The 12882-nt window shown below is 61.1% G+C and carries 12 protein-coding genes; all 12 read right to left on the bottom strand.

Going from position 1 to position 12882, the window contains the following annotated elements; all coding sequences use genetic code 11:
• Positions 1-331 precede the first annotated feature (331 nt).
• Positions 332-1360, bottom strand: a complete 1029-nt coding sequence (locus tag AC0KW6_RS22245) for an IS110 family RNA-guided transposase (protein ID WP_474035971.1) — start codon at positions 1358-1360, stop codon at positions 332-334.
• 102 nt (positions 1361-1462) lie between these two features.
• A protein-coding gene (locus tag AC0KW6_RS22250; RefSeq protein WP_474036142.1) for an IS5 family transposase occupies positions 1463-2220 on the bottom strand; the annotation gives its coding sequence in 2 pieces (ribosomal slippage) (positions 1463-1899 and positions 1899-2220; 759 coding nt in all).
• 224 nt (positions 2221-2444) lie between these two features.
• Complete coding sequence (locus AC0KW6_RS22255; protein ID WP_474036149.1) at positions 2445-2969, bottom strand: aromatic-ring-hydroxylating dioxygenase subunit beta; 525 nt, start codon at positions 2967-2969, stop codon at positions 2445-2447.
• 5 nt (positions 2970-2974) lie between these two features.
• Complete coding sequence (locus tag AC0KW6_RS22260) at positions 2975-5794, bottom strand: FAD-dependent oxidoreductase (RefSeq protein WP_474036143.1); 2820 nt, start codon at positions 5792-5794, stop codon at positions 2975-2977.
• Positions 5791-6777 carry an amidohydrolase family protein gene (locus tag AC0KW6_RS22265; protein ID WP_474036144.1) on the bottom strand — a complete coding sequence of 329 codons (987 nt, stop codon included), beginning with the start codon at positions 6775-6777 and terminating at the stop codon, positions 5791-5793. Before AC0KW6_RS22265 ends, AC0KW6_RS22260 begins: the two co-directional genes overlap by 4 nt.
• Positions 6778-6863: 86 nt before the next feature.
• A complete protein-coding gene (locus AC0KW6_RS22270) occupies positions 6864-8147 on the bottom strand; it encodes a TRAP transporter large permease (protein ID WP_474036145.1) in 1284 nt (427 codons plus the stop codon).
• The gene (locus AC0KW6_RS22275) at positions 8144-8599 is read right to left on the bottom strand and encodes a TRAP transporter small permease (protein ID WP_474036146.1); all 456 of its coding nucleotides are present in this window, start codon (positions 8597-8599) and stop codon (positions 8144-8146) included. Before AC0KW6_RS22275 ends, AC0KW6_RS22270 begins: the two co-directional genes overlap by 4 nt.
• An 85-nt stretch (positions 8600-8684) precedes the next feature.
• Positions 8685-9695 (bottom strand): TRAP transporter substrate-binding protein, encoded by a 1011-nt coding sequence (locus tag AC0KW6_RS22280; protein WP_474036147.1) that lies wholly within the window; start codon positions 9693-9695, stop codon positions 8685-8687.
• A gap of 55 nt (positions 9696-9750) precedes the next feature.
• The gene (locus tag AC0KW6_RS22285; protein WP_474036148.1) at positions 9751-10374 is read right to left on the bottom strand and encodes an isochorismatase family protein; all 624 of its coding nucleotides are present in this window, start codon (positions 10372-10374) and stop codon (positions 9751-9753) included.
• A 22-nt stretch (positions 10375-10396) separates the two neighbouring features.
• Positions 10397-11428, bottom strand: coding sequence for a 2,5-dihydroxypyridine 5,6-dioxygenase NicX family protein (locus AC0KW6_RS22290; RefSeq protein ID WP_474035175.1), 1032 nt, complete (start codon positions 11426-11428; stop codon positions 10397-10399).
• A 27-nt stretch (positions 11429-11455) separates the two neighbouring features.
• Complete coding sequence (locus AC0KW6_RS22295; protein WP_323776516.1) at positions 11456-12238, bottom strand: alpha/beta fold hydrolase; 783 nt, start codon at positions 12236-12238, stop codon at positions 11456-11458.
• Positions 12239-12249: 11 nt separating this feature from the next.
• Positions 12250-12882: maleate cis-trans isomerase family protein (locus AC0KW6_RS22300; protein ID WP_474035174.1), on the bottom strand; the 633-nt coding region annotated here is incomplete at its 5' end.

Here is a 12882-nt window from a genome sequence, read left to right on the forward strand (position 1 = left end):
TAGGGTCAGGACTTCGGTAACGGGGGCGTCCCAGTCAAGCGGTTTTGCGCAAGACGATTGATCCGCCATAGCGGTTTCTTTGATATTCTTGGTGCCCGTCTTGGCTTCTGTCGCGGCTTTCGGCTGAGGTCCTTGGGGTACATGCTTCGGTTCGTGGTCAGCGCGGCGGCTGCCAACATGATGCTGGTTCGATGTAATTCCGATGTGCCCATCTCATAGGCGTACTTGACGGAAGTCAGCGACAGTCCAGACCACGGCATCATCGGAACCACGTCCCTGCGGGACCTCGAAAGCCTGCAATCAGGCAGGCAACGGGTGGGGTATCATCCTGTCAGACAGTGTTCGGCGCCGCAGCTGACTGGAAAGTTGTGCCATCTACCCAAATACGATGAAGAATGACCGCGATGCGGCGTGCGAGAGCGACCATCGCGATTTTACGACCGCGCCGCTGCGCGAGCTGAGCTCCCCATGTTCTCAGCCATGTCGATCGGCCACGGTTCATCATGACGGTTGCTGCCTGGCATAATGCTCGCCTCAGATTGACGTCTCCGGCTTTGGTGATGCCGCCTGACACATCCCGTTCACCGGACTGGTTGCGTGAGGGCGTCAAGCCAACCCAAGGACCAACCCTCTTCGAAGACCGAAAGCGGGCCGGATCATCGACAGCTGCGCGGAAGGTCAGCGCTACGACTGCACCGATCCCCGGCATTGTCATGAGACGACGGCATACTGCATCGTCTCCGGCATACTGGCGCACGCGCTTTTCGAGACCAGCCAGTTCCTGTCGTAGAGATTCTCTGGCCCGCAGCATAGGTGCTGTCGCAGTTACCAACATTGGATTGCCAACCGCCAATTGCCGAATGCGCGCCTCAAATCTACCGCGAGAGATCGCACCGACCTTCAGACCGAAGTTTCGTAGCAGTCCACGCAGCGACATTTCCAATGCGAGCATGCCCTGTTGAATGGCTTTCCGGGCGCCGAGAACAGCGCGGACTTCCTGAGCCGATACCGACTTACAGTGAACCGGACGGAACCAGCCGAGGTGGAGAAGGCGCGCAATCCCTTCGGCATCCCGACGGTCCGTCTTGATCGGCATTGCTTTCAGCGCTCCTTTCACCTGCCGCGTTTCCATGAGAACCGCACCAAGGCCAGCTTCGGTCAGCCCTCGATGCAGCCATTGCGACAGTGGCCCAGCCTCCAGACCGATTGCCGCGATGCTGCCGTCCAGATCGTCGAGCCAGCGCGTCAGAACCTCGGGTTCGCTTTCAGTCTCAGCCTCTTTGATGATCTTGCCGTGCTCGCTGATCACGCAGACCGAGGTCTTCGATAGCGATACATCCAATCCAACAAACAACTTCATCCCGTCATCCTCCATCTAGGTTCATTACGGGAATGGCGACAGCGCGGTGCTGATATGGCAAGTGGCAACGGCGGTGCGTGACGCAGGCCCCGTTACGGCATCTCATAGCCAATAAATGACGGTTGCGGCGAGGGCGATGGCTGAGAGGAAGACCTTGGGGCATCGGTCGTATCGGGTTGCCACGCGCCGCCAATCCTTAAGCCTGCCGAACATGATCTCGATCCGGTTGCGCCATCTGTATCGGCGCTTGTCGAATTTGACCGGGATCTTGCGTTGCTTTCGGCCGGGGATGCAGGCGCGTATCCCTTTGTCTTGTAACGCCTCTCGGAACCAGTCGGCGTCATAGCCTCGGTCCCCGAGCAACCAATCGACGCTTGGGAGGCTGCTGAGCAGCGCCCGTGCGCCGATATAATCGCTCACCTGCCCTGCGGTCACAAACAGGTTCAGCGGGCGCCCCTGGCTGTCGCAAATGGCATGCAATTTGGTGTTCATGCCGCCTTTGGTACGTCCAATCAGGCGTCCACGCCCCCCTTTTTCACGCCCATGCTGGTCGCTGTTCGGTGGGCCTTGAGGTAGGTGGCGTCGATCATCACGGTCTTCGTCTCGCCGTGCCCGGCAGCCAGACCGGCCATCATTCGCGCGAAGATGCCCTTGTCGCTCCAACGCTGCCACCGGCTGTAGAGCGTCTTATGCGGGCCATAGGCTGCAGGCGCATCGCGCCATCGTAAGCCGTTGCGATTGATGAAGATAATCCCGCTCAACACACGCCGGTCATCGACGCGCGGCTTGCCATGGGACTTCGGGAAGAAGGGCTCCAGACGCGCCATCTGGGCGTCGGTCAGCCAGAAAAGATCGCTCATGTCACAGCTCCATTTTCCGAGCCGTGAATCATGCAGTGCGGCGGAAATCAATGCATCCTGACCCTAGTGTCTCGGGCGCCGCCCCTTGAGCATGCCAAAGATTCTTGAATTTTCAACCCGTATAGCGAAGCCGGTCCTATCTACGCAGGACCGACATTCTCTGTTTCGGGATAAAGAGCCCCCAGTTCCCTGCTGAGCGGCGGGGAAGGGTTTCACGGGCCGGATCAGACAGGCAGCACCAACGCGTTCGGTACCAACAGAGTATCGTAAACGGCGATCCGAGAGGATAACAGCAAGCTACCGTCTTCCTGTGGGCAGAACCTATCAATCATGCGTCCAGCTTGGTGCAACCGGCCCTCGGGCAGTTCCGAAAGGGTTTCAATGAGCATGTAATTACATCTGGCTAGGATGGTCCCGTCTTCTTCGATGCCTGTGACGCGTTCGTTGGTAATGTAGTGGCGCAGATAACGCGGACCAAACATCGAAGTCTGACTGATCGCCAATGCACGGTCTGCGATCATGCCGCGCCCTTCGCAATAGACGAGACCCACGGGCATGTTGTGATCGAAGTTCTCGCGGCTGGTGATATTATAGAAGGCGTCCTCGGTGAAGAAGCCCGGCCAGTCCATCAGATCACCGTCATCCAGAACCGTACAATAGGCGGCATTGAACTCCGTCACTGCCATCCGCGCCTCTCGGCGTGCGGCAGGGGTGTCACTGGCCGAAGCGGGTTTGAACAGGTTGCGCATCTCGGTCACAGTCCCATCTCCTTGCGCCAGTATTGATACATCGAGCGTATCGCGGATTCCGAGATCAGCGTGTCAGAGGTTCCGGTCGGCACCTCCGGGTTCAGAGCCACCAGGTGCGCGCCCTCAGGCGAATCCAGCATCCCATCCTGAACGAACTTGATCGCCTCGTTGTCCTCTAGCCCCAAGAACCCGGCCGGGCCCATCAGGTTACCCTGCCGCAGGCGGTGACGGGTCATCTCTTCGTCATCGTCCTCATAGCCGAACATAGTCCAGATCATGGTGAACCCGTTCGGGCCGGTCGGAACAATCTGACGCACGCCCAGCGTATTCATTTCGCGCTGGACGATCAGCCCGGGCCAGATCACCTGCATCGTCACCGACCAGGGGCTGTCGAACTCGGGATGGAAATCCATCAGGCGAGGATCCTCCAGGGTCATGCCGTCGCGATAGGCCCGCATCTGGGACTTGTTGTCCTCCGACACCGCGCCGTCGCTCTTAGCCGAGGCCATTGTCGAATGACAGCCCTTGGGATCGACAATCATCGCCGACTTGTTGCCCGCGACCAGCAGGCCGAAGGTCACCAGGAAAGTGTGCAGCAGGGTCGCGTGGTAAGGATCCTTGAGGTTTTCCGGGTAGAGCTTCCAGTTGCCGTCGAGCGTGTGGCGGTAGTGGCCCAGCACCTTCAGCTTGCGGCCAGAAAAGACTGCGTCGAAGTCCTTGAGCATCTCCTCGCCAAGGTAATCCTCGAAGGGTCCGACGTCTTGGCTAAAGGAGGCGAAGATCGCGCCGTTGCGTGTAGCAACGTTCAGCTTGCGCAGATTGTGATTTTCGGGGCGGAAATCCGGCCCCATGCCCCCCTTGCCGTCAGCGCCGCGTCGGAAGGGCACGCCGGCCAGGTTGCCTTTCAGATCGTAGCTCCATTCGTGGTAGGGACAGACGAACTCCTCTGCATTGCCGCGCAGCTTGCGGCAGAATTCGGCCGCGCGATGGGCGCAGCGGTTCTCGAACACGTTGACACCGCCATCGGCATCGCGCGACACGACGACCGATGTTGGGCCAACATAGGAGCGCACGAAATCGCCGGTATTGGGGATCTCGGCCTCTAGGGCAACATAGTTCCAGGTCTTGCCGCGAAAGATCCGTTCCACTTCACGGTCGTAGATCTCCTGGCTGGTGTAGACCCAGTCGGGAATCCGGTCCAGGCCAGAAGCGGGCCATACAAACCGCTTCTCGATCGGCATCATTTTCATTTCATCCTCCTCAAGCGTGGCAAGATCGGTATTGGGATCGGAAAGCTGCCCGGGATCGACTGGATGCCCCCCAGCGATCAGGTTGCGCGCAGCGCGCAGCAGGGCCGCATCCCCGAAGTCGATACAGGCGACGACACGGTCGTCGCCGTCGAGACAGAAAAAGGCCGGCGCGTCACCGTCACGCCGCACCGTTTTGAGATCAGGGGCCGGCGCGCCGACGATCTGCAGGGTGCCGCCGAACAGATCCGACCAGAACCAGGGCAACTCCCCTGCCACCGGCTCCTGACCTGCGATGGCGCGCGCCGCGCGGTCGGCCGAAAGCTGAGCGTTCTGCCAGCTTTCCACCCGGCCTTCACGACCCGAAATCTCGTCCCGCATCACCGCGACGTCACCGACGGCATAGATGGCGAAGTCCGAGCTTTGGTTGCGCGAATTGACGATAATGCCACCGGAGGCCGCGGTTTCCAGCCCAGCCTTGGCGGCGAGACCGTCATTCGGAATGGCGCCGACGCCCACAATGATGCAATCGGCCTCGACCAACGTGCCGTCATCCAGAGCCACGCCCCGATCCGAGACAGCTTTCACCCCAGCGCCGATATGTAGCGTGACACCGTTCTGTTCGGCCACCCATGCCAGAAAGGCGCCCGCGTCGTCCGGCAGAAGCCGTTTTAGAAGCCGATCCTGCGCCTCGATCACCGTGGCCTGTTTACCCAGAGACTGCGCCGCGGACGCCAGTTCCAGGCCGATGAAACCGCCGCCAATCACCGCCACCTTGCTGGCATTCTGCAATGCCGCACCCAGCCTTTCGCTGTCACCGGCATCGCGCAGATAATGCAACTCGACCGTGTCAGCCCCGTCCAGGGGGATGCGCCGCGCCGCCGCGCCGGTGGCCATCACCAACATGTCGTAGGGCAGCGTTTCGCCGTCTTCGAGCACGATCTGACGGGCTTTCCGGTCGATACTGTCGACCCGCGTGCTGAGCCGAAGATCAATCTTGAGTCGCGCCGTTTCATCCGCTTCGAAGACATGCGCATCGCAAAGCCTGGTCCGACCCAGCAGCAGATCCTTGGACAGCGGCGGGCGCTCGTAGGGCGGATGCGCCTCTTCGCCCAGCATGACGATGGTGCCGCCAAACCCGTGCGCACGGGCAGCGCGCGCCGTTTCCGCCCCGGCCTGCCCCGCGCCGACGATTACCATACGGCGGAAATCCCTGGGTGCCGGACCGGCGTCGGTTTTGCCCTGAACCGTCGCGGCGATGGGTTCACGCGCCTCGGTATCAATCCAGACGATGCCGTCCTCGACCTTTACATCATAGGTCGCAATGTCGCGACTTACCGGCGGCCCCATAGCCTTGCCGCTGCGGATGTCAAACAGCCCCTGGTGCAAAGGACATTCGATGCAGCCATCCACCATGTGGCCATCGGTCAGGATGGCGAAGGCATGTGTACAGATATTTCCGTTGCAGAAGATCTCGCCGTCCAGGGAATACAGCCCGAGCCGAAGGCCGTCCACCTCGACGCCGATGGCCCCCTTGGCATGTACCTCTTCGGCCGGAATTGAGGCGTGCCAGGTCATGCCCTCGCCTCCTCGCAGCCGGACAATTTCGGCAGGCCAAGCAGCGAAGCGGCATTGTCATGGCACAGTTTGCGGCGCGTATCCTCGTCGATCGGCGCAGTCTCGATGAATTCGACTGCGGCATCGGAATCCTCGTAGGGGTAATCGACCGAGAACATTACCCCATCCGACCCCATTTCGCCCAGGGCGCCTTCCAGCGCGGGGTGTGAACAGACACCTGACGTGGTGATCACGATGTTGCGGGTAAAATAGGCCGACGGCGCCAGTTCAAGTTCGACACCCATAGGATAGGCGTGGAACCGGGAATCGTAGCGCCAGCGCAGGAAAGGCAGCGCCTCGCCCATGTGACCGAGAACCAGCTTCATTTTCGGGAACCGGTCGAACACGCCGGCGAACAGCAACCGCAATGCGTGACTGCCTGTCTCGACACCCCACCCCCAGACCGCACCATGCAGGACTGGCTGCCCCTGCAGAACATGCGGCGTAGCATAGGCGTTGACAGGATGCAGATAGAATGGCACGCCAAGCCGCTCAAGCTCGGCCCAGAAGACATCGTATTTGGGATCGTCGTAATAGACGCCTTGGCTGTGCCCGTTCACCAGGCAGCCGAGCAAACCCAGATCGCTCACCGCCCGGTTCAATTCCAGTGCGGCTGCTTCGGGGTCATGCATCGGCAGTGCTGCAAAGCCCGACAACCGATCCGGTCGCAGCACGATCTTTTCCGCCAGGAAGTCATTCGCGCGTTGCGCGGCCCTGACGGCGGTTTCCGGCTCTTCACCCTGCGCCCCGGGACCGGTCAGCGACAGAACCGTGCGGACAATGTTGCCACGATCCATGATCTCGATGCGCTCATCATCGAAATCCCCCAGCCGGCGGGTCAGAATCTCGGCCTGGTCGCGCGGGATCAGCTTCAGGAATGCTTCTGAGTGCCGTTCGAACCCGGGCGCCATGAAATGTTCTTCGAATGTGATCTTCGGTGTCATGATTTCCTTTTCCCGCTGCTGTGATCTGCTATTTATACAGTATACTGTATAATTTCATTTTTCAAGTCGAGATTGTGAACTTCCGCCTAGAACAGAAGGTTGGGGATGAGCGTCGAAAGCCCAGATACATAGGTGATCAGGAGCAACACCACGAGGTTTACGGCCAGGAAGGGCCAGACCCCCGCGATGATTTTGGTCACCGGTTTCTGCAAGGTCGAAGACGCCACGAACAGATCCAGACCGAAGGGCGGCGTAACCATGCCGAGCGCGATATTGACGGCGACGATCATGCCGAAATGCACGGGATCAAGACCAAGATGCATGGCGACTGGATAAAGCGCGGGCACCAGCATGACCTGGATCGAGGTCGGCTCGATGAACATCCCGGCAATGACGAACACCAGGTTCACAACCATCAGAAAGACCACCGGCCCGACCTGCATCTGCTCCAGCAGTCCGATCAGCATGGTGGGGATCTGCGCCAGGGTGATGAAGTAGGATAGCACCGTACCGATCGCCAGCAACAGGAAGATCACGGTATTCTGGATCACCGATTGTTCAGCCACCCGGACCAGGGTTTTCAGATCGAGGCTTCGATAGATGAACATCTCGACAAGGATCGCATAGACCACGCTCATCACAGCGGCTTCGGTCGGCGTGAACAGCCCGCTGTATATTCCGCCGAGAATCAGCACCGGCATCCCCAATGCCCAACCGGCGCGCCGAAATGCCTGCATGATCTCTGCCAGGCTGGCGCGCGGGGCGCCGGTGATGCCGGCGCGGCGGGCTTCGATCATGGTCAAAACAGCGAAAGCCAAGCCCAGGATGAGTCCGACGCCGAACCCCGCCGCAAACAACTTGGAGATCGACGTGCCGGTGATCCAGCCATAGACGATCAGCGTGATAGATGGCGGGATCAAAAGAGCGGTTTCCGCCGAAGATACGATCAGGCCAAGGGCAAAGCGGTCGCGGAACCTGACCCGCCGGAGTTCGGGATAGAGAATCTTGCCCATGGCAGCGACGGTGGCGGGCGCCGAGCCCGAGACCGAGCCGAAACCCATGGCCGCGCCGATAGTGGTATAGCCGATTCCACCACGCAAATGACCAACCAGGGCGCGGACGACATCGGTCAGGCGGGTCGCGATCTGCCCCTGCCCCATCAGCTGCGCCGCGAAAAGAAAAAATGGGATCGCCAGCAGCAAGGTCTGGTTTATGCCCGCCGTCATCCGTTGCGGAATGATCAAATCCGGCATATTGGCGAAAAATCCCGCCTTGATGGCAAGGGCAGGAATGCCCAGCACCACGAACATTTCGAACCCGACGATCAGAAGAATGGCGGTCAGGCCCGCGATACCGGCGATGAGGATCATTCGACCACCTCCCCAACCCGGTCAAACCGGTCGATGGCGCCGACGAAACTGGCTAGGTAGCGCAATGCCAGCAGCCCGAAGCCTCCGCAGGGCGCGACATAGAGCCAGCCTGTCGACACCCCGAGCGTGGCGCTGACCTGCCCCGAGGCAAAGACGAAGGCTGCCGTCATGCCGCTGATCCAGGCCAAGTAAAGAGCGAACAGGCAACCCGCCGCGTCGAGTAAACGCCGCAGCGGCAACCCGGTCCGGCTGGCGATCCGGTCGCGCCAGGTATCGACCGCAACCTGTTTGCCGCGTTCGAGCGCCAGCCCGGCGGCCAGGAACACTAGGAAGATGTTCAAGCTGCGGACCACCTCGTCAATCCACCCGAAGGACGCCGCCAGCGGTCCCCCGAACAACCGGATCAGGACGTTGAAAGCGAAGAGGGCCGTCATGGTTAGAATGAGTGCCACGACGCCGACCCTTTCGATCAGACGGACACCACAAAGCAATCGTTGCATCGCAGCTTTTCCTTGTGTTGCAAGCCGGTAACCGGCGTTAGTTCATGACCTTGTCATAGGCCGACTGATAGATTTCGAAGATCACTGCGCCTTTGCCGCCCGCCTGTTTGAGAAAGGTGTCGCGGCCAGCGGGGAACATCAGCGCACGGAACTGCGCCAGTTCGTCCTCGGACAGGAGATGCACCTTCAGACCCGCTTCCCGGATTTGCTGCAGAGAGGCTTCGCCCGCGGCGACCTTGTGGGCAATCATCTCGGGGATGATCTCTTCCAGTGCCGAAATGATCGCATCGCGGTGGCTGTCCTTCAGCCCGGACCAGATTGCGGGATTGAACAGGATCACATTTTCGATCGCGCCGTGATTGGAGAGTGTCAGAAAGTCCTGCACTTCGAAGAACTTCATGTTGTAGATCGTATCCAGGGGGTTTTCCTCGCCGTCGACGATCCCGGTCTGCAACGCCGTATAAAGCTCACCAAAGGGTAACGGCACCGCGGTGACGCCCAGGGATTTGAACGACTCGACCAGCACATTGGATTCCATGACCCGGAAAGTCTGGCCCGAGAAGTCCGCAGGATCGGTGATTGGCGCATTCGAGGTGAATTGCTTGGTGCCGTTGGGATAGAGGCCGATGCAAGTCACACCCAGATCGTTGAAGCTGTCGCAGAAGGCATCGGCAAAGCCCGCGTCGCGAATGGCCTGGGCCTTTTCTGGATTCGCCGGATAGAGAAAGGGAATATCCATGATTGACGCCACCGGGTTGAACCCACCCATAAAGGCGACCGGACCGGCGGTGGCATCCAGTGCGCCAAACTGCACGGCTTCGGTCATCTCGCGCTGTCCGCCCAACTGGCCCTGCGGGAAAATCTGAAGCTCGACTGCGCCATCGGTCTCTTCCGCAACCGCGTTTGCAATGGACTCCAGCATGACATGCGTGGTCGAATGCAGGGCCTCCACATGTCCGACGCGTAGCGTAACCTCCTGCGCCTGCGCCAACCCGCTGGCGAGCAGGCATAGGGCCGCTCCGGTCACGATTTTCTCAAGAAATGCCATTGGGGTCTCCTCCGTGTTCAGATTTGTATGCAGCCCTCGGTTCGGGGCCAGGATATCAGTCAAGGCTGTCGAGCCAGTTCTCGATGTCATCAGCATCGGTGACGTCGGCATATTTCTGGTTCATGTCGTAGAGGTTCGCGTCATGCGGCGCTTGGGCGCGGTCGGCGCAACAGTCCCCCGGCACCAGAACGTTGAAGCCGGACTGCACCGCATCGACCACCGTCGCCCGGACACAGCCGGATGTCGTCGCCCCCGCCACCACCACAGTATCCACCCCTGCCCCGGTCAGAAGCCCCGCCAGGTTGGTGCCGTGAAAGGCCGATGCCCCGTGTTTCACGATCACCGGGTCGGCGGGGGTGATCCCCGTGGCCGTGTCGATCTCCACCAGGCGGCTGCCGGCCTGCAGCGCCGCCATGCCCGCCGCCTTTTTCAGCCAGGGCAGCGCCTCGCGTTCCCAGGGCTGATAGGCGATGGTGGTATAGATCACCGGCAGCCCCATCGCGCGGGCCTTGTCGGTCAGCCTGCGGGTGGCCGCAATCTGCGCCGACATATCGGCCGCGGTCGGGTATTGCGTATCGGTGAACCCGTAGGAGAAATCCACTACCACGATGGCCGGTTTGCTGCCGCGGGCGACCTTTTGGCCAAAGCCCGCATCTGAATAAACCTGTTGCTGGGACATGCTGCGCTCCTCCTGCCCGGCCTCAGCCGCGCTCCATTTGCATTTCCTTCACCACCAGATCGCCATCAATCACGATCGGCTCGTCATCGAGGAACAGCGAACAGCCGCGCATCGGAATGTCGAGATGGCAGGCGGTGTCGTTCGGCCCGCCCAGCTCGTTGTTGGGACCGGTGGAGAACATCACGTTGCCATAGAAGCTGCGCGGCTCCATGCCCATGCCGCCGGGGAATTCGCCCGGTGTCATGCCGTGCCATTTGGCGTTGGGGTTCATGCCCCAGCCCACGTGGCTCATGCCCATGCCGCGCGGATCGTTGAAGGCCTCCATGTAGGATTTGACCAGCTCCGCATCGAGACCGCCGCGGATGTCGGTGATCCAGCCCTTTTCGATGGTATAGGTGATCGGGTCGCGCACATACATGTTCTGCGGCAGCAGCACATCGCCCGGCGCGACCACGATGGTTCCGTCGACACCGTCATCATCGCCGCCGGTGAAGACAAAGCCCGAAGGCCAGTGGTCCCAGCGGCCCGGGGTGTCGGTGCAGGCGTATTCGGCCACGGTTTCATAGGTGTTGAGCTTGTAGGTCACATCGGTGCCATGCGGCGAGGTGATCCGCATCACCTTGGCCTTGGCCAGATACTCTGCACCGATTTCCACCTTCTCGCGCAGTTCCTGCGAGGGCAGCATCCGCGCCAGCAGCTCCGGCGGTTCCACCGCGGTCAGGATGCGGGTGCCCGCGTCCTGAATGGCGAATTGCTCGGGCGAGAACAGCAGGAAGATGCAGTCGATCAGCATGTCGCAGTTCTTCAGTGCCTCAACCGCGTCGGGCATCGCCGCCAGTCCGGTCTGGCCCACCGCCCAGGCGCCGGCAACCGGCGGCGCGGGCAGGCGCATGTGGTACATGTTGGCGCCCAGGATGCGCCCGGCGGCCATGAAGGCATCGGCATAATCCAGGCGCTCGTTGCCTTGGGTAAGCACAACCAGACGCTCGTCCTTCTGCACGCCGGACATTTTCAGCTGATGCAGGCAGATCTCGGTAAAGCTCTGATGGTCCATCATGTTTCTCCCTAATGTCGTATTTTGTTATGCGGTGAAGTCGAGAACGGCAGCCAAGAACCCCTCAAGATCGTCCCAGGGGATCATGTGGCCCGCGCCGGGCACGATCCGCTGTTCGATCTTCGGGTTCAACTCAGCCACTTCGGCCTGATCATCCGCATCCACAACGGTGGCACCGCCCGCGATCACCAGCCGGGCCGGTTTGTCGATCCTGGGGATGTCCTGATGGATGTCATCGGTGTGAAAGCCGTCAAATGCGGTGCGGATCGCACCCCAGTGGCAGGTATGCAGCCACTCGGCGCGCAGCGCCAGCTGCTCGTCGCTCCAGGTCGGGCAATAGGCGCGCATGTCCTCTGCCGAACAGCCCTTGGCGGCCATCACGATGCTGTCGCCATACCACGGCCATTTCGACGGGTAGGCGCGGCGCATCGGGCCGCTCATCGGCGGATCGACCAGGATATGCCCGGCAAAGGGTTCCGCATCGCGGGCATTGGCTCGGATCGCGACCCGCGCGCCCATCGAATGGCCCATGACAATGGGGTTATTCATCTGCCGCGCCAGCGCAAGCGCATCATCGGCCAGCGCGTCCAGCGTGTAGTCGAGATCGCCCGTCTCAGACAGACCGCGGCCGCGCACGTCCAGCACGTGAACGTCGAACCGCTCGGCCAGCCGTTCAGCGACAAAGCCCCAGGTGATCGCGGGCGAGGTAATGCCCGGAATGATGAGGAGTTCCGGCGCGCCTTCCGGTCCGGCGTAGCGGATCAGGTGCTGGCGGATGCCGTTGGCGTGAATATTGTATCCTTTGATCATGGTCTGCTCCCTCAATACGCGCCGGACAGCAGGGTGCCGCCGCCGGGAACGCGGGTGTCGAGATCCAGCGCCTTCAGCATCTGCCAGGTGGTTGCGATGGCCGCGGTCAGAACCGGCTTGCCCACCTGCGCCTCGACGGTGGACACGGCCGGCAGCGACGGCATCTGCACACAGGCCGACAGAACAACTGCGTCCACATCGCTGGTGTCCATTTCAGACACGATGCCGGGCAGGTTCATCGGGTCATGCGCCGCCACGGCGAGGTTGTCGGAAATCTCCAGCGCCCGCCAGGTCACCACTTCGATGCCTTCGTTGCGGATATACTCCACCACCATTTCGGTCAGCGGCTTCATGTAGGGCGCGACCACCGCGACCTTCTTGGCGCCGATCGCCTTGATCCCCTCGACCAGCGCACCAGCGGAGGTCACCACCGGGGCTTCGGCGTCGTTGTCACGGGTCACCCCGTGCAGACGCTCCTGCGATGTGCGGTGATAACCGTGGCCCATCGACATGATTGCCACGAGGCAGGCATAGCCCATCACATCAACCTTGGCATCCGACAGTTCCAGCGCGCAGCGGTCGCTGTCGGCATCCATCTTCGCCAGCTCTTCCTTGGTCACATGTTTCATCCGCATCCGCGACGA

Source organism: Leisingera sp. SA215, assembly GCF_055902035.1.

Excerpts from the sequence above, each read along its gene's own strand:
- AC0KW6_RS22245 (WP_474035971.1), bottom strand. The coding sequence starts at position 1,360 with ATGAAGTTGTTTGTTGGATTGGATGTATCGCTATCGAAGACCTCGGTC.
- AC0KW6_RS22260 (WP_474036143.1), bottom strand. The coding sequence starts at position 5,794 with ATGACCTGGCACGCCTCAATTCCGGCCGAAGAGGTACATGCCAAGGGG.
- AC0KW6_RS22285 (WP_474036148.1), bottom strand. The coding sequence starts at position 10,374 with ATGTCCCAGCAACAGGTTTATTCAGATGCGGGCTTTGGCCAAAAGGTC.
- AC0KW6_RS22270 (WP_474036145.1), bottom strand. The coding sequence starts at position 8,147 with ATGATCCTCATCGCCGGTATCGCGGGCCTGACCGCCATTCTTCTGATC.
- AC0KW6_RS22265 (WP_474036144.1), bottom strand. The coding sequence starts at position 6,777 with ATGACACCGAAGATCACATTCGAAGAACATTTCATGGCGCCCGGGTTC.
- AC0KW6_RS22290 (WP_474035175.1), bottom strand. The coding sequence starts at position 11,428 with ATGGACCATCAGAGCTTTACCGAGATCTGCCTGCATCAGCTGAAAATG.
- AC0KW6_RS22295 (WP_323776516.1), bottom strand. The coding sequence starts at position 12,238 with ATGATCAAAGGATACAATATTCACGCCAACGGCATCCGCCAGCACCTG.
- AC0KW6_RS22255 (WP_474036149.1), bottom strand. The coding sequence starts at position 2,969 with ATGCGCAACCTGTTCAAACCCGCTTCGGCCAGTGACACCCCTGCCGCA.
- AC0KW6_RS22280 (WP_474036147.1), bottom strand. The coding sequence starts at position 9,695 with ATGGCATTTCTTGAGAAAATCGTGACCGGAGCGGCCCTATGCCTGCTC.